Origin of the sequence: Paenibacillus lentus (genome assembly GCF_042714055.1) — a bacterium.
GTDB classification, from domain to species: Bacteria; Bacillota; Bacilli; order Paenibacillales; family Paenibacillaceae; genus Fontibacillus; species Fontibacillus lentus_A.
The window spans coordinates 569194-592462 of record NZ_JBHGVC010000001.1 but is presented as its reverse complement, the minus strand read 5'-3'; the positions used below and the strand labels follow the sequence as shown (position 1 = coordinate 592462).

Below are 23269 nucleotides of genomic sequence, written 5' to 3'. Positions count from 1 at the left end.
CAATGAAATGAATAACGCTTCATCCGCGCTAAAGGTAGCAGCAGGTATTTTCCTGACGATTGCTCTGATTACGATTGTCGTTATTTTGTTCGTATCTGCACAGGAGGCAACCAAAACCGCGCAGAACAATTTTTCCGATATTCAAACCGAGCTGTCCCAGGCATCATTTACCGTATATGACGATACGACCGTCAGCGGGTCGCAGGTCACGAATGCACTCAGAAAATTTAAAGATCGGGAGCAATTCGGGATTCAGATCAAAACCGGAAAGAACAAGAATGGGCAATGGTACGGAAATATGCTGCGGGTTGGAGACAATGTGCCTATAGAAGATTATGGGGCCGTAGTCAGTGACAAGGTCGGTAATATCAACAATTCCTGGAATGAAATTTTGGATGAATATGTTAATCCGAGCGGCAAATTCAAGGCTAAAGTGATAAAGGATAACTCCAACGTCGTTAGAGGAATCATTTTTACGCAAACGACCGTGCTGTCGATCCCTTAACGGCATGTATATCACTTTAAAAAGTATGCTTTGGCTGCTGTTCTCTTGCCTGATTTGTATTAGCGCATTATGGATCATATCGCAGCAGGCTGAACTCGAGCATGGCGTTCTGGATCAATTAATACCTTTTACTCAAGGGCAGAAGGACAGCATTCATACGACTACTGGGATTGCTATACAGCATGAGCAGTATTCAGGAGCCGAGATCATGCATAGCTTGCGGGAGCTGGCGGTACAGGACGTCATAGTTGAAGTAGACGGCATCATAGCAGATCTGGGTGGAGTGGAAAGCGACGATTATGCCATTCGGGATGCGGTCTTGAATAGAGCTTCCAGCCAGTTAGATTTAATGGCGTATTACGAGGTTCAAATCGATTACACTGCTGGGCATATTCGAAAAATATCTTTTTTAAAGAAATAAAGGGGCTAAACGATGTCAAACGCGCTATCGAAAATTACAGCAGCGATATTGGCTGTCGTCTTGCTGTATTTATTTCCGGCCGTCCAGTCGGCTCAACGGGAGGAAGATTTCCAAACGCTTACGGCTTATAATACGCTGGTTCGGTTTGCGGATGCGGTTAGGAATAAAGGCTATCTGTCGCAGGGGATGTACAATGACTTCGCTAATGAGCTTAGTGCAGCGGGAGGAGACTACAGGATCGATATCGAGCTTAGGCATAAAAAATATCATCCGGAGTACGGCGACCCCGCTGATGCAAGCACCTTTCTTGATCGTTTCAGCATTCATTACGAGGCTTATTACAGCCATGATATTTTACCGCTGCTGTTCCCGGAGAAACCAGCTTTTGATGGAAAGGAGAAGCTTACGTATAAGATGCAGGCTGGAGATTACTTCATAGTGACGATTACTAATTTGAGTCGTACGCCGATGATGATTTTCAATGAACTCCTCTACGGGACTACAAGAGCCGGCGGTTCAGAAGTTCTGAATTATGGGGGCATGGTGCTCAATGAAGATTACTGACTGGGCCATTATTTTCGTTCTGCTTGCTTCGCCTGTCTTATGGGTGCTTCAACTGCATACCGAGGATTTACGTGTAGTTCACCGGATCCAGGTACGGTATACAACCGCCCTGCACACGGCCGTACAGGATGCGGCTAGCGCTTTGAATCTGAACGAGCTGCAGCAATATGAAACGGGCTACGGCTCAGTTAAATCTATGAGAACGGATAAGGATCAGGCTCTATCTGCATTCATTCATACGCTATCGATTAATCTTGGAATTGAAGATGATTACCTCGGTCAGGGAATGATGATGGCTTACATACCGGCCATTGTAATCATAGAATATGATGGCTACTCCATATATGCCGTAGATGAGAGTACGGAGATCAGCAGCGGGGTGCCTGAAATATCCCATCGCTGGAGGCCGAAGAAGCCTTATGTATATTCAGATCAATTCGGTAATAGCATCGCCTTCACGCTCGATGATGCCCTAACGGCTTATGAGAGTTCTACTGGCCAATGGCATAGAGGAAGGCAAAATGAACTGCAGCCGATGACGAGTATCCCATTGCTGCAGAATGCAGACGCATTCGAACAGGTAAGAAGGGCGACCATCGTGCGCAGCATCGAAGATGATCTTGCAGGATACATAAATCGTCACAACGAATACGCCGCGCGGCTGGGCGTGAATTATCTTTTTACTTTACCGCTTCTCTCGCAGGAGGACTGGAATAATACATTGAATGATGTTGGAGTTGTTGTGTTTTTGCAGGGCATTCCAGTAGGTGACCGTTATTACAACAATTATGCCTTTGGAGGAGGTCGACTGGTTCAAAATCGGCCTTTGCTTGGAGGAACCCATGAGATGACGGGGCTTAAATATTACTACAGGGATACCTGCTCGCTTAATTACCGCAATGAAGAGATATTTGCAAACCGGAGAGAGGCTGCGGCGAAAGGCTATTATGAGGCCGCCTGTCCTTAATGCTTCGAATAAAACAGTTTCAGACCTTCTCCTTCTTATGCTAAAATAGGTTCTTGAATGTCATATAGAAGGAGTATTGGTTGCTAATATGAGTTTATTAACTGTAGAAAACGTCTCCCATAACTTTGGGGATCGGACTTTGTTTAAAAATGTGTCGTTTCGCTTGTTAGCCGGCGAGCATGTCGGTTTGGTTGGAGCGAACGGTGTTGGTAAATCGACCCTCATGAACATTTTGACCGGACAGGTCTTAAAAGATGAAGGTAAGGTAGAGTGGACTCCGAAGCTGCGCTACGGCTACCTGGATCAGCATACCAAGCTGACTCCTGGCAAGACGGTTCGCGATATATTGAAGGACGCATTTCTTCCGCTGCTGGAGCTGGAGAAGGAAATGATGGCTATTACCGAGAAAATGGCAGACGCTTCTCCCGAGGAGCTTGAACTGCTCCTGGAGCAGATGGGTGAAATCCAGGAGCAGCTCGATATCGGCGATTTCTACCTGATCGATGTGAAGGTTGAGGAAATGGCTAATGGGCTCGGCCTATCGGCGATCGGCCTCGATCGCGACGTATCCGCCCTGAGCGGCGGCCAGCGCACAAAGGTGCTTCTCGCCAAGCTGCTATTGGAGAAGCCGAACGTATTGCTGCTGGATGAGCCGACGAACTACTTGGATGTGGAACATATTCAGTGGCTGACGAACTATTTGCAGAACTATCCGTATGCTTTTATTCTCATTTCCCACGATACGGAGTTCATGAATAAGGTCGTCAATGTGATATATCATTTGGAATTTGCCAAATTGACCCGCTATTCGGCGAATTACGAGAAGTTCCTGGAAATGGCAGATATCAATAAGAACCAGCATATAGAGGCGTATGAGAAACAGCAGGAATTCATCAAGAAGCAAGAGGACTTTATACAACGCAACAAAGCCAGATATTCAACATCGGGCCGAGCGAAGAGCCGTGAGAAGCAATTGGATCGTATGGAGCGGATCGACAAGCCAGAGGAAGCCGCGAAGCCGGTATTTGGCTTTAAGGAATCTCGGGCGAGCGGAAAAACGGTGTTTGAGGGAATCGATTTTGAGATCGGCTATACGCATGCACTGCTTCCTAAAATGTCGATGACGATTGAACGGGGCGAGAAAATTGCCATCGTCGGCTGCAATGGCGTCGGTAAATCAACGCTGTTGAAGACGATTCTCGGTAAGATTCCGCCGATCAGCGGTAAAACGTACCAAGGGGATTTTCTGTTCCCGGCATACTTCGAGCAGGAGGTTCGCGCCGGAAACTCTACGCCCATTGAAGACGTATGGAATGAATTCCCGCACCTTAACCAGCATGAAGTACGGGCTCATCTGGCGCGCTGCGGCCTGAAGAACGATCATATCACGCGTCAGCTTAGAGCGCTTAGCGGTGGCGAGCAAGCCAAAGTCCGTCTTTGCAAGCTGATGATGAGAGAGACGAACTGGATCTTGTTCGATGAGCCGACGAACCATTTGGATGTCGTAGCCAAGGAAGAATTGAAGAGGGCGCTGAAGGAGTTCAAAGGCACAGTACTGCTTGTATCTCACGAGCCTGACTTTTATGAAGATTGGGTAACGAAAGTATGGGACGTCGAGCAATGGTCTGCTCGGTAAACAGCATTACTATTTGAAAGGAGCCGATCCACAGTGAAAGGCAGTCTATCTGAATCCTCCTCGGCGGCGTTAACCGGTTCAAGGGATCGTACAGACCGATATTCTAGACAGGAACGTTTTGCGATGATCGGTGTAGAGGGGCAGCGAAAGCTGTCCGAAAGCGCAGTCCTCATTGTTGGGGCAGGAGCTCTAGGTACGGGAATTGCCGAGACACTCGTTCGGGCCGGCGTAGGGCGCGTCGTTATTGCCGACCGGGATTATGTCGAATGGAGCAATTTGCAAAGGCAGCAGCTGTTTGCCGAAGAAGACGCCGAGAGCCGTTTGCCAAAGGCGGTTGCGGCCCAAAAGCGCCTTCAGGCCATTAATAGCGAAGTGACCATTGAAGCGCATGTTATGGATGTAACTTATGCTGAAATCAGCACTTTGCTTCCCGGAATTCAACTCATTTTGGATGCCACCGATAATTTTGATACGAGAATGGTCATCAATGACATCTCTCAGAAGCAGGGGATTCCCTGGATTTACGGCGCCTGTGTCGGCAGCTATGGAATTACTTATACGATATTGCCGGGGGTAACCGCCTGTTTGAACTGCTTGCTTGGCTCAATTCCGCTCGGGGGGGATACCTGTGACACGGCAGGCATCATTCCGCCTACCGTTCAGACCGTGGTTGCCCATCAAACGACGGAAGCGCTGAAGCTGTTGACGGGCCAGGTCGAGAGTCTCAGAGGAACACTGCTGACCTTTGATTTATGGCGAAATGAGCAGGCCTCGCTTAAGATGGCTTCTGCCCGAAAGTCCGATTGCCCGTCCTGCGGGTCCCACCCGACCTATCCTTTTTTATCGCATTCAGGCTCGCGAAAGACCGAAGTACTGTGCGGCAGGGATACCGTACAGATTCGGCCGGCTCAGCCTCGTGAGTGGAATTTGGCGGAGACGGCCAAGGCGCTGACTCGTTTAGGGGAGGGCACCGCCGAGTACAATAAATTTCTTCTGTCCTTTACGATCGACGAACGCCGCTTGGTATTATTTAAAGACGGCAGGGCGCTGATTCACGGGACGAAGGATATTGTCGAGGCGAAAGTGCTCTACGACAAATATTTTGGTTAATACGATTCGTAAATAGCAAACCATTCCGTTTAAATAGGGAATGGTTTGTTTGTATTTTGTCCATCTTAATAAATAAATTCGGGTTTGTGGAAGATGCAGAAGGTGGGCGGCGAATCGTATGGAAGTTCACATATTGTCGGCAGGAGGAGAGTCCCAGGAAAGCAGCAGATTGTACCAACAGCTGAACAAAGCGGGATATGACGTAAGATGGTTTCGCAATAAGGAGGTTACAAAGGAAGAACTGCTGAAGCAGAGGCCGGATATCATGCTGGTTGAAAAAGGGCCTTCAGAAGTGGATGCCATGGAGCTGCTCAAAGCACATGAAGGTGTTTTATCGTTTCCGGTTGTAACCGTGCTGCTTGAGCGCAACACCGAGCAGCTGATCGCTGCATTCGCCGCGGGAGCGAGTGACGTCGTCGACGGCAGTGTGCCGCTCGAAGAGCTAGTCGTGCGTATGGAGCATCTAGTCAGACTGTTCATGAGAATGAACGACGGTCTACCGAGTGAAATTATTTTTGAGGATTTGCGAATTGAACCGAAAAGCCGCAGGGTGTTCCGGGAAGGGGAGCTAATCAAGCTCACGCCGAAGGAATATGATTTGCTCGTATATTTGGCTAAGCATGCTAATACCGTATGCCACCGGGATGCCATATTACAGGAAGTATGGGGATATGATTTTGCTACGGGCACGAATGTAGTCGACGTCTATGTCCGCCATTTGCGCAAAAAAATCGACCGTGGCAGAGCTCGAAAGATTATTCATACTGTTCGAGGGACAGGGTACATGATGCATTAGGTGTTGAATATTCCTGCTTAAAGAGCTATTCAGAAAAACAAAAAGAGGCTATCCCATGGAAGTAACGATGGGAAGCCTCTTTTTTGGGGTAATCAGTCTAGAGTACACGACGAGCTTTAATATAAGTTCTTTTCCATGTTCCGGAGTTCAAATCGGAGATGGTAACACCAGGCTTGCCATAAGTATGCAAAATTTTGCCGTTACCTGCATAGACAGCTACGTGAGTGATGTTTTTTCCCGTTGAACGGCTGCCGCTGGAAAAGAATACAAGATCCCCTGGTTTCAAGTTCGATTTGGAAACAGCTTTACCTACTTTGGATTGAGCTGCGGATGTACGAGGGAGATTAACCCCATATTTTTTGAAAATATGTTTCATAAATGAAGAACAGTCGAATACGCGTGTAGTAGATGTAGAAGCACCGAATTTATAAGGAGTACCCATATATTTTTTTCCGAAGTTAACGACTTGAGTTCCTTTAGAAACGGCTACGCTTTCTGCGGATTGTGTTGCGGCTTGTGCCGTACCCGCTCCACCTGCAAGCAAAGTACCAAAGCCTAGAGCTGATACAATACCTACCGTCAATACTTTTTGGGATATAGTATGCAATTTCATGATGTTTTGTACCTCCAAAGTTTTTTTTGACCGGTTCGATTTGAAGTATAACAGGTTTGAATCCATCTATAATTTGGTAGAATTGCGGAGCTCGGTGTCTCCCATGGATTTGGGGTCGTTTATTAAAAAACTATTAAAGTTTACAAAAAATTAAGAATATAGTATATATTCAAGCGTAAAAAAGAAAAGAAACCCTGATACATCAAGGTTTCTAGACTGTTTAAAAATCTGTAACCGTTAGTTACAATTTTGTCTTTTATACTTTCAATCTCGGCTTTGAATGATCAAAAGCAGGCCGCTTTCGATTCGAATGGTTCCTTCCTGCTCGACTAACCGGTTGCTAATGCCTAAGGATTGTCCCATCCGAAGCGTTGCGTTTTCCAGCGGATACATGAATCCCTTTAAGGAGATTCCGGTAACCTCAGGCGTAAGCGGCACTAAGGATGCGTAGGGGAAGCCGCGCTCCTGAATAACGCTGGTAGATCCAGTGAGCGTAATATAATTATGGGTGTCGTAAATAGCACTCTGTACCTGATGCTGCAATCCCCGAAGCATAATTTGGATGTTGGCCAGCGTATGATCCAATCTCGAACCGGTTACACCCATCATGATAATTTCCGTTGCTTGATTATCCATGGCAATAACATAAGCTAATTCAGTATCGGTTAAATCTTTATTCACTGGATCGCAGGTGATGATCTTACCGCTGACGCTTTGGACTTTCTCGAATTCTTCCGGCGTAATCGAATCAAAATCACCCACGGAGATATGAGGGTGGATTCCATGTTCTACGAGAAATAACGCTCCGCGATCTGCGCCGATAACCAGATCATCCTGACGGATTTCTTCCAAATATACAGGACTCAGATTGCCGCCTGCAAAGATAAGCACTCGTTTTTCTGTCATCTCTCTACTTCCTTTCATTTTGCGGAACATACCCCGACTCCAGTATAAAACAGATTTGATGCTTGCACAATTTTGCCAGGGCAGACTAAAATGGATTTAGAAGCGGAGAGAGCGAAAGAGAGGATCGGGGAACACAGCAGCTCGTGCTGTTCTTTTAATTAAAGACCGAAACGCTCCGTTCGAAATCCAAGGGCGGATAACGGAATCAGAAATCGGCGTATAATATTATTAGGAAACAAAAAGAGAGAAGCCGAAGGGGCTTCCCTCTTGACGTGTAAATATGAAAGCGCCACCACGAGGGTGGGCCACCTTCTTTTATGGAAAGGAGGTAATTTTGCAGCGTTTATTTTAGGAAATGAAGCAAAGCGTCTGGCAGCTCGTTTTGCCAGAAGCCCCAAAGATGCTTGCCGTCCTTCTCCAGGTACCGGATCTTGGCGCCGCGCTCTTCTAGAAGGAGCTTCGTCGCCCGATTGAGCTCGACAAAGTTATAGGTTCCCGTATCCGTCGTGTAATGATCCTCCTGCAGGCCGACGATCATATATATAGAAAGGAAGGACAAGTCGGATTCCTTCGCCACCATTTGCTGGGTTTTCTCGTAAAAAGCACCGGACAGGCTGATCACTTTGGAAAACAGTTCAGGATTTTTCATAGCGATATGCAGCGAAATGGTTCCGCCAAGCGAATCCCCGGCCAAAATCCGTTCCTCCGGTTCGCGGCGAACCGGATATTTGCTCTCAACGTAGGGAATAATTTCTTCAGTGAAGCAGGAAATATAAGCTTCAAAGCGGTTGCCGAAAGGGGCATATTCCTCCGTTCGTATCGATGTATCGACTTCAACGCCTACGATGATGAACGGGTCTAGCCCATCATCTAGGATGAGGCGGTTCGCATGGGTGGCAATTCGGCCGTAATTAAAAAACTCTTCACCATCCTGACAATATACGACAGGATAACTGAGTATTTCATTATAGCCCGGAGGCAAGTAGATGCGCAGTGATCGCTTCTCGCCTAAGTGTTTGCTGTCGATTTCCTCTTTGACAATCGTCCGTTTTAAATAGCGCGAATCCGTCATAATACAACACGCTCCCGTCTTTGTATTTTGCTTTTAAATGGCTGATAAGATAAGATAACCGTTAGAGTAACTGTACATTTCACAGGCCCTAAAACGGGTCGCTGTTATAGTTATTTAAACACCCTGTTATACATACAATGATAAGTTTAAAGTACAAATTACAGGATTATCTTTGACTTATTGAGTGAAACAGATGTATAATAATTCTATAACAGCAGAACATGATAATCAAATATTTTGTCGAGGTGAAGAAAATGAGCAAAAGCAGGGTTCCTTATGAAGTATACACAGAGGAAGTCGAAGCTTTGTCCGTGCTATCGCCGGACGGTGAAATCGTTAATAAAGATAAAGTTCCTAATTTAAGTGATGATCAGTTGAAAGAATTAATGTACCGTATGGTATTTACCCGTACTTGGGATGAAAGAGCCATCAACCTGGGACGTCAAGGCCGTCTTGGTTTCTACGCGCCGGTGTCCGGTCAAGAAGCTACGATGGTCGGCAGTGAGTTCGCTTTGGATAAGAATGATTTCATTTGCCCGGGCTATCGTGATATGCCTCAGCTCGTATGGCATGGTCTTCCATTATATCAAGCGTTCCTGTATTCCCGTGGACACCAGCATGGAGGTCAAATTCCGGAAGGCGTCAACGTACTTATGCCACAAATCATTATCGGTGCCCAAGTTCTTCATGCAATGGGTATCGCTATGGGTTATAAATTGAAGAAACAACAGCAAGTCGCGATCACATACACGGGTGATGGAGGTTCCTCCGAGGGCGATTTCTATGAAGCACTCAACTTTGCTGGAGTTTATAAACTGCCGGTTATTTTCTTTGTGCAAAACAACGGCTATGCCATCACGACTCCGTTCTCCAAACAAACTGCGGCGCTGTCGATCGCTCACAAAGCAGTTGCGGCAGGCATTCGCGGCGTAAAAATCGACGGTATGGACGTGTTCGCCGTCATCAGCGCCGTGCAGGAAGCTAAAGAACTTGCTCTCAAAGGGGAAGGCGCAACATTAATTGAAGCAGTTACTTACCGCTTCCGTCCGCACTCCTTGTCCGACGATACTTCCAAGTACCGTACGAAAGAAGAAGAAGGCGAGTGGAGCGAAAAGGATCCGATTGCCCGTCTTGCTAAATATTTGGAGAAAAAGGGTCTTTGGACTGACGAAGATACGGCTCGCGTAAAAGAAGAAGCAAAAGCTAAAGTCAACGAGCAAATCAAAAAAGCGGAGCAAACCGAGAAAATGACCATTCCTGGTCTGATTGATAGCATGTTCGAAACTACGCCTAAACATCTGGAAGAGCAAAAAGCGGATTTCCAATAATCGAAGGCACGACCACATGAGCACATCTGAATGCTCGGCAGTAAAAGTCTGATTGTTTCTTAATGAGGAGGATATGAATCTAATGGCACAAATGAATTTAAAAGAAGCGATTCGTGATGCGATGCGCGTGGAATTAGAGCGTGATCCTAGCGTTCTAATATTCGGCGAGGACGTCGGTAATGTCGGTGGCGTATTCCGCGCTACAGAAGGCTTGCAAAAAGATTTCGGCGAAGAGCGCGTGTTTGACACGCCGCTGGCAGAATCCGCAATCGGTGGTATGGCGGTAGGTTTGGGTATTCAAGGATTTCGTCCTATTGCAGAAATCCAATTCGTAGGTTTTATTTTTGAAGCGTTGGATCAGATCGTTGTCCAAGCAGCTCGTATGCGCTATCGCTCCGGCGGCCGCTACAACGCTCCTATCGTGTTTCGTACACCGTTCGGCGGCGGGGTAAAAGCGGCTGAGCTTCACACGGACGCGCTTGAAGGTTTGATCGCGCAAACTCCGGGTATTAAACTAGTAGTTCCTTCTAATCCGTATGACGCTAAGGGTCTGATGATTTCCGCTATTCGCGATAACGATCCTGTCTTCTTTATGGAGCACTTGAACCTGTACCATGCTTATCGTGAAGATGTGCCAGAAGGCGAATATACGGTTGAGCTTGGTAAAGCGAAAGTCGTTCGCGAAGGCTCTGACGTGACCATCGTTTCTTATGGCTTGATGGTGCATACAGCGGTAAAAGCGGCAGAAGAATTGGAGAAAAACGGCATTAAGGCAGAGGTTATCGATCTGCGTACGCTTGTGCCTCTTGATATTGATACCGTGATTGAATCGGTTAAGAAGACTAACCGTGCGATTATCGTTCAAGAAGCTCAGAAATCGGCAGGAATCGCTGCTGAGGTCATCGCTCAAATTAACGAGAAAGCAATTCTTCACTTGGAGGCGCCGGTGCTTCGTGTAGCTCCACCGGATACCGTTTATCCGTTTGCGCAAATTGAAGATCAATGGCTTCCGTCTCCGGCTACGATTATTGCAGGAGTCAACAAAGTACTCGAATTTTAATCTTAATGAACTAGGAGGTCTTCCAGGTGGCTAAATTTGAATATCGATTCCCTGAGCTTGGTGAGGGACTGCATGAAGGCGAAATTATTAAAATGCATATCAAAGTCGGCGATAAAGTAACCGATGACGATATTATTATGGAAGTACAAAACGACAAGGCGGTCGTTGAAGTTCCTTGTCCGGTAAATGGTACGGTACAAGAGGTGTTCGGTACGGACGGCGCTGTTTTCCGCGTAGGTCAAGTTGTTGCTGTCATCGACGCTGAAGGCGAAATTCCAGAGCAAGAGGGTGCTCCGGAAGAGCATAGCGCACAGGAAGCTGATGCTGCGCAAGGCGGAGCGGATACGAAAGACTCTCCTGCTACCGAGAATCCGGCTGCAAGCAAGGACAGCTCTGCTGCTCCAGCTGCACCTAACCGTGAAATTTTGGCTACGCCAAGCGTTCGTAAATTTGCTCGCGAGAAGGGCGTAGACCTGGGTCAGGTTCAAGGCTCCGGCAAGGCTGGCAAAATTACGCGTGAAGATGTCGAGTCATTCCTGAGCGGCGGCGGCGCACCAGCTGCGGCCCAAGAGAGCGCGAAGGCAGAGGATGCAGCTCCGGCAGCAGCGTCTGCAGCAGTTAGCGTAAGCGCCGAAGAAGAGCGCGTACCGTTCAAAGGCATCCGCAAAGCGATCTCCAATGCGATGGTTAAATCCGCATACACGGCGCCTCACGTTACGATTATGGACGAAGTCGACGTAACTGAGCTGGTAGCGTTCCGTACGCGCATGAAGCCGATCGCCGAGAAGAAAGGTACGAAAGTGACTTATCTTCCGTTCATCGTTAAAGCGCTCGTTGCAGCTGCTCGTCAATTCCCTGCGCTTAACGCTTCGATCGACGAAGAGAACAACGAAATTGTATACAAAAAGCATTATGATATCGGTATCGCCACCGATACGGACAACGGTCTGATCGTTCCGGTCATCAAGGATGCGGATCGCAAGAGCATTTGGATGATCGCAGATGCGATTCGCGATCTGGCTGCCCGCGGACGTGAAGGCAAATTGTCCCCTAACGAAATGAGAGGCAGCACGATTTCGATTACTAACATTGGCTCGGCAGGCGGTATGTTCTTTACTCCGATCATTAACTACCCAGAGGTAGCTATTCTCGGAACCGGCCGTATTAGCGAGAAGCCGGTTGTGAAGAACGGGGAAGTTGTCGTAGCTCCGGTTATGGCTCTGTCCCTCAGCTTTGACCACCGTCTGATCGACGGTGCTACTGCTCAATACTTCATGAACTATATCAAAGAGCTGCTCTCCAACCCTGAGCTGCTCGTAATGGAGGTATAACAACATGGTCGTAGGAGACGCTTCTCTTGATATTGATACATTGGTAGTCGGTGCAGGTCCCGGCGGTTATGTGGCAGCCATTCGTGCTGCCCAGCTCGGACAAAAGGTTTTGATTGTCGATAAATCGGAGCTCGGCGGCGTGTGCTTGAACCGCGGATGTATTCCTTCCAAAGCTTTGATCTCCGCTGCACACCAATATGAGTCTGCAAAACATGCAGATGTATTCGGGGTTTCTGTGGAGAACGTAAAAGTGGATTTCTCGAAAACACAGGAATTCAAAAACGGCGTTGTTAATCAAATGACCCAAGGTGTTGGCGGTTTGCTGAAAGGCAACAAAGTCGAGGTATTCAATGGCGAAGTGATGTTCATTAATGAGAACGAAGCTCGCGTATTTAACGATTACGAAGCACCTCGTTACCGTTTCAAACATTGCATCTTGGCAACGGGTTCCCGTCCAATCGAACTCAAGCCATTCCCGTTCGGCGGACGCATCCTGTCTTCTACTGAAGCGTTGGAGCTTCAAGAACTTCCAGGAAGCCTCGTTGTTATCGGCGGTGGATATATCGGTGCTGAGCTTGGACAAATGCTGTCCAAATTCGGAACCAAAGTAACGATTATTGAAGGACTTGACACTGTTCTCCCTGGCTTTGACAAAGACATGACTCGTCTTGTGGCGAAGAGCATGGAGAAAACAGGTATCGAGATCGTAACCAACGCAAAAGCAGAAAGTGCAGTTCAAACTGACAAAGATGTTACGATTAAATACACGGTGAACGGTGAAAGCAAAGAAATCACGGCTGATTACCTGCTTGTTACAGTTGGACGCCGTCCAAATACAGATGGTGAGCTTGGTCTTGATCTGGCAGGCGTTGAGCTGGACGATCGCGGCCTCGTTAAAGTTGACCATCAAGGACGCACATCCAATCCGAAAATCTTCGCGATCGGCGATATCGTGCCTGGTCTGGCACTCGCTCACAAAGCTTCTTACGAAGGCAAAGTGGCGGCTGAAGCTATCTCAGGATTGCCCTCTGTTGTAGATTACAAAGCGATTCCTGCTGTTGTATTCACCGATCCAGAATGTTCTAGCGTAGGTATGACCGAGAAGGAAGCCAAGGAGAAAGGCATTAAAGTAAAATCGGGTAAATTCCCGTTTGCCGGAAACGGCCGTGCTGTTTCCTTGAATCATCCTGAGGGCTTCATGAAGCTTGTTGCTAACGCAGAGAACAATCTTGTCATCGGCGCGCAAATCGTAGGTATCGAAGCATCCAACCTCATTACCGAAATTGCGCTTGCGATTGAAATGGGCGCGACGCTTGAGGATATTTCCTTGACGATCCATGCTCACCCAACGCTAGGTGAAATCGCGATGGAAGCCGCAGAGGTTGTCGAAGGCAAACCGATCCACATTATTTCTCGTTAATTTACGGTATTACGTAACTCCTAAGAGTTACACAAACTCCTAAGCATATTTGATGAGCTGCTTCTGCAGGTTGAATAAACCTGCGAGCGGCTCTTTTTTTAGTTATGGCTCTGTTAATGCCTTAAATCAAATGGATTTTGAATCATTTGAAGGTTATTCAGATGCAGGTTAATTGAATAAGGTTATGTGTTATAATGTTTATTATTTTCAATGAGGTGAAAGAAATGGTTAGAAGGAGATAGACAGCCTCCTAAAGTATATGTTTTTAGAGCTTTTAGGAGGCTATCTTAATTATAGGAGATGTATGGATTATGAAACAAAATAAGTATGATGATATTAAATTCTTCTCTGCTTATGAAAAAATGCCACGTTCAATCACAGGACTTGAAGGTGCAGGAGAATGGCACGTATTCAAAACGCTTATGCCTGAACTTCGAAATAAGAATGTACTTGATTTGGGATGCGGTTTTGGATGGCACTGCCGATATGCCCGTGAGCAGCAGGCAAGTTCTGTCACCGGAGTAGATATATCTGGAAAAATGCTTCAAAGGGCTCGGGAAACAACGGATGACCCTTTGATATCCTATATAAATATGCCAATAGAAGATATCAATTTTTCCGGCTCTCAATTTGATGTAGTTATCAGTTCATTGGCTTTTCACTATATCCAATCTTTTGAGCCAATTTGCCAAAAGGTCTATGATTGGTTAAAACCGGAAGGTTCATTTATATTTTCAGTAGAACATCCCATCTTCACTTCACGAAATAAACAAGATTGGTATTATGATGAGGAAGGGAACCGTCTGCATTGGGCGGTTGATTACTATCAATCAGAAGGAATTCGTGAAACAACATTCCTGACTGAGAACGTCATAAAATATCATCGGACGTTTTCGACTTATGTCAATGGATTAATCAATGCCGGTTTTAATATCAGGGCGGTCAAGGAACCAGCTCCCTCTGAGGAAATGTTAAAGAGTGTTCCAGAAATGAAAGATGAACTTCGAAGACCAATGTTTTTAATAGTCTCGGCGGAAAAATAGAAATTCATATTATTTTGTGATACGTTCCTACAAAAGTAGGGACGTTTTTTATTTTACTAAAGGATTTGAAGCGTTGCATATGGAAAACCTATGTATTGACTGTTCTTAGATAAAAGAATTACAAAAAATATACCAAGAGCTGCTAGGTTAATGGTAAGATGTAACTATAGTTTACAAAGCGTGTATTTATATATGAAATCGCTTGCGAAGAAGGGGAGGCGGATGAATGCAGTACAATAAAAAGGCCAGATCCCTAGCTGTGGCAGCTTTGTTGATCATCGGCATAACGGTAACTCCTCCGGTTGAAGCGGATCATCCGTTAAGTGTAATGCTGAATGGACAGCAACTAAAGTCCCAGTTTGAAGTGAACGATGGCGAAGTTTACGCTCCGCTTCTTCCTCTAGCCGCAGAACTCGGCTATACAGTGAATTGGAACAAGCAAGACGATAGAATAGATATTCTTACCGATTCAGCGAGAGCCAACAGGAATCAGCTAGAGGCTAAGATCACAAAACAGCAGGTTGCCGATTGGATTCTGGAGCAAGGCGAATTAGACCGCTATTATGTAGAGGGCTTGTCCTTCGAACTGGTCGATCTGGACGACGATGGAGAAGCAGAAATTGTGGCTGCGATTGACAGCGGCGTGCATGTAGGGAATTATTTTATTTTTAACAGAGATGCAGATGGTCATTATCAATTGATTTTCGAAACGAATTGGAAGGTGGACTCTTTAAAGCTAGGAGAACCTATTCATATAGAGGATAAGCGGTTATACGCGACGTTTGAACAAGCCGGGGGCACTGGACTTGACGTTGAAGTAGCTCACCTCTGGTATATTGAGCAGGGGCAGGTGGTGGAAGCCTGGAAAGGAACTATGAAGGAAATGAATGCGATGCTGGCGGGCTCATATTCGCTGGCTGTAGGAAGCTACCGCGTAGAAGACAACGTACTGTACGTTTGGAATACGTTGAGTTTGCTAGAGGATGACGCAGAGACCGTCCGGGGAACACCAGTTACTACGTTGACTACATTTACGTTCGATGGGACTTCTTTTAAAGAGTAGAACCCATAATAGATAACGAGAAAGGAGAGTGCGGAGACGCACTCTTTTTTAGATATGGCCTGACTTATGCTCAAGCTGTTTCTTTCTAATTGACATTTTCGTTGAACGCCTCTATCATTGAATATAAACCAGATATATACTAGGGTATGTCTTTTTGTCACGCTTTTGAGGAGGAAATAGGATGGATCGAAAACCAAGCCGTTCAACGTTTAGACAGAGACTGGACGAAATGGTGTCCGTATTGCGGGATGAGATTGTAACGGGCAAGCGTGAGGTCGGGGAATACCTGCCATCTGAGGTCGCACTGGGAGAGCAGTTTAATTTAAGCAAGAATTCCGTCCGCAAAGGGTTGGAGTTGCTTGTCTCTGAAAATTTAATTACGAAAGTGCCCCGAATCGGCAACCAGGTGACTAGACCTGAACAGGAAGGACACACGACTTTAAGATTCGGCTACTATAAATCAGTCATAGAGGAAGCGGCTTTGCACGAGCTGTTAGCGGAGTTTGAAAAGGAACATCCGCATATTCGCGTGCAGCTTATCCCGCTTCCATACGATAATTACGGAGAGACCGTATCCGAATATATGGATCGAGAGCTTCTTGATGCTGCAACGGTAAACAATAACGACTTTCAATCATTTCTTGATCTGGGCCACAGCCATTTACTGGAGCCGCTGGAGAATAAGCCGGAGCTGTATCCGTTTCTGGCCGACGCTTTTCGGCATGGAGAAAAGCTTCTTGGCCATCCGCTTATATTCTCGCCGGTTGTGCTTTGCTATAATCGAGATCATTTCAAGAACAACGCCATTGCAGAGCCGGACAGCAGTTGGAAATGGAATGACTTGATCCAGGTTGCCCAGGGGCTGACGGACGATAAGCATTATGGCTTCTATTTTCATTTGCTGTCCAACAACCGTTGGCCGATATTTATGCTGCAAAGCGGGATGAAGCTGGAGCGTAACGAGGCGGGGAAGGTGCAGCTTTGCGGGACAAAGCTGATGGACGGGATGCGCATATGCCGGGATATGATAGCCAGGAAGGATATCCTGCCGAGCTATATGTCCGAAAGCGATCATGATGCAGAAGAATTATTTCAGCAAGGCAAGGTATCAATGATCATGGCCACCTATTTCAGCTTGAATTACTTAAGAAATTCCGAATTTGAATATGATCTTGCACCGCTGCCTTATTTGGAGCATGCAACAACGCTTCTGCTTGCGATCGGGCTGATGATGAACCGGAAGTCCAAATGCAAGGAAGCCGCGAGAACATTTCTTGATTTCTTGTTGTCTTATAAGGCGCAGCTGCTCATACGGCAGCGTACGCTGAGCATTCCGGCCTATAAGCAGGCCGCGGAATGGACGGGCAGCGATTCGATGAACAGGCCGAGCCGATTTTTTATGTATCGGGAAATCATCCCTTCATTTCGCTACATTTCCGAGCTGAATATCAAGCCGCATCAGATTGATGTGATTCGTAATGAAATGAAGCTGTACTGGTCAGGCATGGAGGACGAACAAGCCGTCTGTTCCCGCTTAGAGCAGCTATTGAGCTAATCAAAATTGGATAAACCCATTTATTATGAAGCAGCTTGTCCTTAGGGATGAGCTGCTTTTTTGCCGGCTTTTTGGTTGTCTTTAATATGACGAAAAATCAATTACCGATTGACAGCGTTTACATTTGGCTATAAAATCAGTTTCAAGAACCAGATATATACCAGAGAGAAACAACTCCACGTTTTATTGCGAAAAATGATTGATTTTAACGTAAAAGGGGTGGGGTTTTATAGGAAAATAACAAGGAAATGAAGCTGCAGGATTATTGGTACTTAACTAGTATATTAATGCAGTTATCAAGAAGTGAAGAAGGGATGGTCAACATACATGACAAAAAAGACAAGCGCATTATTACTATCGGTGGTGCTCTTATTCTCTGTACTGCTTGCCGGATGCGGTGGGAAAGACTCCGGCTCCCCTACACCGGCTCCGGGCAATACGAATAGTCCGAATGCTTCCAGCGATGAGAATCAGAGCACGAAGAAGCTGTCAGGCAATATTACCGTTTGGGTGCATCCTTATGTTGGAGATGAGTTGAAGGACGAAATGAACACCGTTTGGAATCAGATCGTTAGCTCCTACAATAGCAAATACCCGGATGTAAAGGTCAAGATTGAGGAAATTCCGTGGAAGAACCGGGAGCAGAAAATATTGACCGCTCTCGCAGCCAACAATGGCCCGGACGTATTCTATCAGCTTCCGGATCAGATTCCGCAATTTGCCACCAAAAAGGTGCTTGAGCCTCTGAATAGTTATATGGACGACAACAATATGGAGGACTACAACCAAGGCGCATTGGCAGCCGGAACCTACGAGAATAATTTATATGCGCTTCCGATCCTGCAAGAGGCCCAGACGCTGATCTACAACACGGACATTATTCAGGCGATCGGCGAGGATCCGGCGAAGCTTCCTACCACCTGGGATGAATTCAATGTTTGGGCTGAAAAAGCGGTAGCTCAAGGATTTTTAGCCCGAGATTTTCCAGGGGGAATAGCCTGCTGCAACTCCACCCTCTACCCGATTCTTTGGCAGCAGGGCGGAGATGTGATTGACAGCGACGGCAAAGTGATCATTAACAACGACCAAGGCGTAGCTACCTTCCAGATGATCAAGGACATGTATGACAATAATTGGATTCCGAAGGATTCCATCTCCAACCAGGATCAGTTCCCAGAATTTTTATCGGGCAAAATGCTCGCCGTTTGGGGATCAGGCTATTCGCTCGGTATTTTGAAGGAAGAGGGTAAAAATTTCGTGCTCGGCAGCCCGCTTAAGGGTCAGGAGCAATCCAGCTTTGGTACTGTAGGACTGTTCGCCGTACCTTCCAACAGCAAAAACAAGGAGGCCGCGGTGGAATTCATTAAAGAATTGACCAACACGGAATCGCAGAAAGTTTTCAATCAGCTGACCAAGTATATTCCGGCTAGGCAATCCGCGGCTGACATCTACGATGGCGACGAGGAAATGCAGAAATTCATCGAAGTGGCCGCCGTGTCGAGACCGGGTGTCATGAGTCCGGTAGCAAGAACGATTATGCCGAAAATCCAAGCTGAAATCTCAGCCATGCTCGAGGGCGGCAAGACGCCGCAAGCGGCTGCCGATGATGCGGCCAAAGCAATTGAAGACGAGTTAAATAAACGCTAGATACCAGGCGGGATTCATCCAGGACAGGAAGCTGGGTGAATCCTGCCACTACTAAACTAGAGAACCGTAGGTGATTAAGCTGAATAACACGAAACGTCCAAATATTGGCGTAGGGCAGGCAAGTTCCGGGCAGCAAGGAGCATCGCTGGGGGAGAAGCTCATGACGCAGCTGAAGCGAAACGGTATTATATATGTTTTTTTAATCCCGATTCTGATCCACTTCGTAATTTTTCAGGTCATTCCGCTGATATTCAGTCTTGTATTGACCTTCATGGATTGGCCCGTTATTGGAACGCCGACTTATATCGGTCTTGAGAATTGGCAGAGTTTTTTCACGGATAAAATTGCTTGGAAATCAATTTGGAATACGGTCATGTTTTCCGTTTATTATATTATCCCGGCGATGGCTGTCGGATTAGGATTGGCTTTATTGGTCAACTCACAGGTCAAGGGCGCGAATTTCTTCAAAGCGGTTTATTTCCTGCCGGTGGTCACCTCCTTCGTCATTATTTCCGGGATTTGGGCCTGGATGTTCAAGGGTACCGATTACGGCATAATCAACTATGTGCTGAGCTGGTTCGGCATCGATACCCAGCTGTTCTTCTCCAATTCCAAGCAGGCGCTCATATTGCTCGCCGGACTAAGCGTGTTCAAGGTTTGCGGCAGCAATATGGTTTATTATTTCGCCGGGCTGAAATCGATCCCCAAGCATCTGTATGAAGCAGCACGAATCGACGGGGCCTCCTCATGGAGAATATTTTGGAAGGTCACCTTTCCATTACTGCTTCCGATCCATTTCTATGTCGGGATCATGACGACGATCGGCTCCTTCCAGGTGTTCGATTCCGCCTTCCTGATTACCGGCGGCGGGCCGAATTACGCAACGACAACGATCGTTTACTACTTGTATGAAGAAGGCTTTACGGGTCTCAGATTCGGTTATGCCAGCGTTCTGGCCTATATGCTGTTCTTTATCATCTTTGCGATTTCGCTCGTACAGCGTAAATATCTCGGCAAAGAAGTGACCTACTAGGTTGAGAGAGAGAGGGGTTTTAGGACTTGTCAATATCACTTCAAAAGCGGATTGTGCTGTATATTTTGCTGATCGCCTTCGCGATTATTCTGTTCTTCCCGTTTGCGATGATGATTCTTGGTTCTCTGCAAAAGGTAGAGAGAGCCACCTCGGATCCGTTGTTCTGGATACCTACGGATCCGACGCTGTACAACTTTGATCGTATCCTTGGCCGCAGTGAATTTTTGTCCTGGATTAAGAACTCGCTTGTTCTTACGATTATTCCCGTTATTTCGCAAATCTTTCTGTGCGGGGTGCTCGGTTATATATTTGGCAAAAAGAAGTTCGCCGGCCAGGAGATTATATTTTGGACGATGATGGCCGTGGTCATGGTGCCAAGTCAGCTGCTCATTATTCCGAAATATATCATGTTCAGCAAGATGGGCTGGATTAACACATATGCAGCAATTATTGTCCCGGAGCTTTGGACGATTATGGGCGTTTTTCTCGTACGGCAGTTTATGATGTCAATTCCCAAGGAAATGGAGGAGGCGGCCTACATCGATGGCGCCAACGATTTCACGATTTTCTTCCGAATTATGCTGCCGCTGGCCAAACCTGCGATTGCGACGGTAGGAACCTTCGGATTCATCGCGTGCTGGAATGATTTGTTCACACCGCTCATTTTCATGACCTCCGAGAGCATGTATCCCATTACGGTAGGGTTGGCCTCCATTCTGACGAAGGAAGGAAATTTCGGGATTGAAATGGCGGGTTCGGCCATCTCCTTTATTCCTACATTCCTGATCTTTATTTTCTTCCAGCGATATTTTACCGATGGCATTGCGATGTCAGGGATCAAGTCATAGCAGCGCTCCAGGAGCAGCAGGTATAGAGAAAAACAGCGATGGAAGGGAGATTCTACATTTGAAAACAGTTGTAGCAAGGGATGGAGTCATTCAAACGATGGAATATCCGAAACCGGCTCTAAAGCCTAATTTCGTATTAATAGAAACGATTTATTCGGCAATCAGTCCCGGGACAGAGATGTCGATGCAAAGAAGAACAGGCATGGAGCCGATCCAGTTGGGCTATAGCGCAGCCGGCATCGTTAGAGAAATCGGTTCAGATGTCACCCATGTTCAGGTCGGCCAAAAAGTAGCCTGTTATGGAGCGCCTTTCGTGAAGCATGCCGGCTGGCTGGCTGTGCCGAAGCACCTGGTCGCGGCGGTGCCGGAGCATGTGGATATAAGGGAAGCGGCTTTTGCGGGATTAGGGGCCATTGCCATTCACGCCTTAAGGCAAGCCAATATCCAGTTTGGGGAGAAGGCGGTCGTCATTGGGCTCGGCATTCTCGGTCAAATTATTGCTCAGATTGGCAATGCTGCTTCTTATCATATGCTGGCTTGCGATCTGCTGCCTGAACGGTGCGAGAAGCTAAAGGATGCTGGTATTCATGATGTGTTCACGAGCCTGGAGGAGCTTGAGGCTGCCATTTCGGAGGAGGGCGTGGATACCGTCCTGCTTTGTGCCGGCGGCGATTCCCCCGGATTGATTGACCAAGCGCTGACCTGGCTGCGCGATCGGGGGAGAATCGTGATTGTCGGAGATATTAAGATGCAGTTTGAACGAGAACTAATGTTCGCTAAAGAGGCGGAAATTATTATATCACGAGCTGGAGGGCCCGGACGGTACGACCAGGACTATGAAGTATCCGGATTTGATTATCCGCCTGGATATGTACGCTGGACAGAAGGACGGAATGTCGGCGAGTATGTCCGTTTGCTGGCTGATAGACGCGTGAGCGTAGGGCCGATCATATCCTCGGTGCTGCCGGTCGAGCGTGCTTCCGAGGCCTATCAATTGCTGGAGAAAATACCGGATAAGACGATTGGCGTACTGTTGGATTATGGAGTGAGCTAGGGGGAGAAGAAATGGTGAACAAAGTGAAGGTAGCGCTGATTGGTGCTGGGCAGCGGGGCGAGGTATATACGGATTATGCGCTTAAGCGGCCGCTGGAGATGGAGTTGGTTGCGGTCGCTGACCCGAATGAGGGGCGCAGGGAGAAGTTCAAAGCCGCGCACGGCATCCCGGAGGAGAATTGCTTCAAAGACTGGCAGGAGCTGCTGTCCAAGCCGCGTCTAGCAGATGCCGTCCTTATTTGCACGCAGGATAAGCAGCATTTCGAGCCGACGATGCAAGCCTTGCAGGCCGGATATCATGTGCTGCTGGAGAAGCCGATGTCAACGAGTCCAGAGGAATGCCTGCTCATGGGGCTGGAAGGCGAGAAATCGGATCGCATCTTCTCCATCTGCCATGTGCTGCGGTTCCCCCCTTTTTTTACGAAAATCAAGGGGCTGCTTGCGGAGGGACGCATAGGCAGGCTGATGTCCATTCAGCACAATGAAAATGTAGGCTATTGGCATCATGCGCACAGTTATGTGAGAGGAAACTGGCGCAATACGGCGGAATCCAGCCCGATGATCCTGGCGAAATCCTGTCATGATATGGACATTCTGCTCTGGCTGGCCGGAGAGGAATGCCTCAATATTTCGTCCTTCGGGATGCTGACGCATTTCAAACCGGAGAATGCTCCTGAAGGTGCGCCGCTCCGCTGTCTCGACGGCTGCCCGGCGGCCAGCACATGCCCTTATTACGCGCCGGATATGTATCTCACCGAAAATATCGATTGGCCGACCTCCGTCATCAGCACGGATCTCAGCTTCGAAGGGCGGGTGAAGGCATTGAAGGAAGGGCCGTACGGTCGCTGCGTGTACCACTGCGATAACGATGTGGTTGACCACCAGGTTGTAAATATGGAATTTGCCAATGAGGTTACCGCTTCTTTTACAATGAGCGCATTTACGAATGAGCCGAGCCGAACCATTAAGCTTATGGGGACAAAGGGTGAAATCCGGGCAGCACTGGAGAAGAATGAGATCGAGGTTACTTACTTTGATAGCGGTTATAAGGAGACGATTTCCATGGAGGTGCCTGGCGGACATGTAGGGCATGGCGGGGGAGACCACCGTCTTGTCGAGGATTTCCTAGCTATGGTCAGGGAGGGGAAGACAAGTCCGGGACTTACCTCAGCCTCCCATTCCGTATCGAGTCATTTGATGGCTTTTGCTGCAGAAACTTCAAGATTGGAGAAGAGGGTTGTTCATATGCCTGATTTCGCCCGCAGTATTCTGGCGTGATCGATAACAGGGTGTCAGAG

Annotated in this window: 22 protein-coding genes; 19 read left to right on the top strand and 3 right to left on the bottom strand. The window is 47.3% G+C overall.

Translation table 11 applies throughout. The annotated features are described in order from the left end of the window. Positions 1–7: 7 nt before the first annotated feature. From ACE3MQ_RS02530 to ACE3MQ_RS02500, 7 genes are all read left to right on the top strand, one after another. Complete coding sequence (locus tag ACE3MQ_RS02530) at positions 8–505, top strand: ABC transporter permease (protein ID WP_379390267.1); 498 nt, start codon at positions 8–10, stop codon at positions 503–505. A gap of 4 nt (positions 506–509) precedes the next feature. After that, positions 510–926 carry a hypothetical protein gene (locus tag ACE3MQ_RS02525; protein WP_379390265.1) on the top strand — a complete coding sequence of 139 codons (417 nt, stop codon included), beginning with the start codon at positions 510–512 and terminating at the stop codon, positions 924–926. Positions 927–938: 12 nt separating this feature from the next. Further along, positions 939–1490, top strand: a complete 552-nt coding sequence (locus ACE3MQ_RS02520) for a hypothetical protein (protein WP_379390263.1) — start codon at positions 939–941, stop codon at positions 1488–1490. Further along, entirely contained in the window at positions 1477–2457 is a 981-nt protein-coding gene (locus ACE3MQ_RS02515) for a hypothetical protein (protein WP_379390261.1), read from the top strand. The genes ACE3MQ_RS02520 and ACE3MQ_RS02515 overlap by 14 nt, the downstream gene beginning before the upstream one ends. 88 nt (positions 2458–2545) lie before the next feature. Further along, complete coding sequence (locus tag ACE3MQ_RS02510) at positions 2546–4093, top strand: ABC-F family ATP-binding cassette domain-containing protein (RefSeq protein WP_379390259.1); 1548 nt, start codon at positions 2546–2548, stop codon at positions 4091–4093. A 33-nt stretch (positions 4094–4126) separates the two neighbouring features. Further along, positions 4127–5203 (top strand): MoeB/ThiF family adenylyltransferase, encoded by a 1077-nt coding sequence (locus ACE3MQ_RS02505; RefSeq protein ID WP_379390257.1) that lies wholly within the window; start codon positions 4127–4129, stop codon positions 5201–5203. Between the two features lie 118 nt (positions 5204–5321). Continuing rightward, a complete protein-coding gene (locus ACE3MQ_RS02500) occupies positions 5322–5999 on the top strand; it encodes a winged helix-turn-helix transcriptional regulator (RefSeq protein ID WP_379390255.1) in 678 nt (225 codons plus the stop codon). A gap of 97 nt (positions 6000–6096) precedes the next feature. On the opposite strand, the gene ACE3MQ_RS02495 is transcribed toward ACE3MQ_RS02500, so the two are convergent. The 3 genes from ACE3MQ_RS02495 to ACE3MQ_RS02485 form a co-directional block, all read right to left on the bottom strand. Next, positions 6097–6612: a C40 family peptidase gene (locus ACE3MQ_RS02495; protein WP_379390253.1), complete on the bottom strand. Its 516-nt coding sequence runs from the start codon at positions 6610–6612 to the stop codon at positions 6097–6099. A 264-nt stretch (positions 6613–6876) separates the two neighbouring features. Next, the gene (locus tag ACE3MQ_RS02490) at positions 6877–7518 is read right to left on the bottom strand and encodes a thiamine diphosphokinase (protein ID WP_379390251.1); all 642 of its coding nucleotides are present in this window, start codon (positions 7516–7518) and stop codon (positions 6877–6879) included. 343 nt (positions 7519–7861) lie between these two features. Next, positions 7862–8590 carry an alpha/beta hydrolase gene (locus tag ACE3MQ_RS02485; RefSeq protein WP_379390249.1) on the bottom strand — a complete coding sequence of 243 codons (729 nt, stop codon included), beginning with the start codon at positions 8588–8590 and terminating at the stop codon, positions 7862–7864. Positions 8591–8844: 254 nt separating this feature from the next. On the opposite strand from ACE3MQ_RS02485, the gene pdhA reads away from it, so the two are divergent. The 12 genes from pdhA to ACE3MQ_RS02425 all read left to right on the top strand — a co-directional run bounded on the left by pdhA (position 8845) and on the right by ACE3MQ_RS02425 (position 23249). After that, positions 8845–9918: a pyruvate dehydrogenase (acetyl-transferring) E1 component subunit alpha gene (gene pdhA, locus ACE3MQ_RS02480; protein ID WP_379390247.1), complete on the top strand. Its 1074-nt coding sequence runs from the start codon at positions 8845–8847 to the stop codon at positions 9916–9918. An 82-nt stretch (positions 9919–10000) separates the two neighbouring features. Next, the gene (locus ACE3MQ_RS02475) at positions 10001–10978 is read left to right on the top strand and encodes an alpha-ketoacid dehydrogenase subunit beta (RefSeq protein WP_379390245.1); all 978 of its coding nucleotides are present in this window, start codon (positions 10001–10003) and stop codon (positions 10976–10978) included. Positions 10979–11004: 26 nt separating this feature from the next. Continuing rightward, complete coding sequence (locus ACE3MQ_RS02470; RefSeq protein ID WP_379390243.1) at positions 11005–12309, top strand: dihydrolipoamide acetyltransferase family protein; 1305 nt, start codon at positions 11005–11007, stop codon at positions 12307–12309. A gap of 4 nt (positions 12310–12313) precedes the next feature. Beyond that, complete coding sequence (gene lpdA, locus ACE3MQ_RS02465) at positions 12314–13729, top strand: dihydrolipoyl dehydrogenase (protein ID WP_379390241.1); 1416 nt, start codon at positions 12314–12316, stop codon at positions 13727–13729. A gap of 311 nt (positions 13730–14040) precedes the next feature. Further along, entirely contained in the window at positions 14041–14772 is a 732-nt protein-coding gene (locus tag ACE3MQ_RS02460; protein WP_379390239.1) for a class I SAM-dependent methyltransferase, read from the top strand. Between the two features lie 226 nt (positions 14773–14998). After that, a complete protein-coding gene (locus ACE3MQ_RS02455; protein ID WP_379390237.1) occupies positions 14999–15835 on the top strand; it encodes a hypothetical protein in 837 nt (278 codons plus the stop codon). 181 nt (positions 15836–16016) lie between these two features. Then, the gene (locus ACE3MQ_RS02450) at positions 16017–17390 is read left to right on the top strand and encodes an extracellular solute-binding protein (RefSeq protein ID WP_379390235.1); all 1374 of its coding nucleotides are present in this window, start codon (positions 16017–16019) and stop codon (positions 17388–17390) included. A 327-nt stretch (positions 17391–17717) separates the two neighbouring features. Continuing rightward, positions 17718–19037 carry an ABC transporter substrate-binding protein gene (locus ACE3MQ_RS02445; RefSeq protein ID WP_379390233.1) on the top strand — a complete coding sequence of 440 codons (1320 nt, stop codon included), beginning with the start codon at positions 17718–17720 and terminating at the stop codon, positions 19035–19037. Between the two features lie 160 nt (positions 19038–19197). Further along, a complete protein-coding gene (locus ACE3MQ_RS02440; RefSeq protein WP_379390715.1) occupies positions 19198–20070 on the top strand; it encodes a carbohydrate ABC transporter permease in 873 nt (290 codons plus the stop codon). 32 nt (positions 20071–20102) lie between these two features. Further along, complete coding sequence (locus ACE3MQ_RS02435) at positions 20103–20918, top strand: carbohydrate ABC transporter permease (protein ID WP_379390713.1); 816 nt, start codon at positions 20103–20105, stop codon at positions 20916–20918. 58 nt (positions 20919–20976) lie between these two features. Beyond that, positions 20977–21972 carry a zinc-dependent alcohol dehydrogenase gene (locus tag ACE3MQ_RS02430; protein ID WP_379390231.1) on the top strand — a complete coding sequence of 332 codons (996 nt, stop codon included), beginning with the start codon at positions 20977–20979 and terminating at the stop codon, positions 21970–21972. A 14-nt stretch (positions 21973–21986) separates the two neighbouring features. Further along, a complete protein-coding gene (locus ACE3MQ_RS02425; RefSeq protein ID WP_379390711.1) occupies positions 21987–23249 on the top strand; it encodes a Gfo/Idh/MocA family protein in 1263 nt (420 codons plus the stop codon). Positions 23250–23269 lie beyond the last annotated feature (20 nt).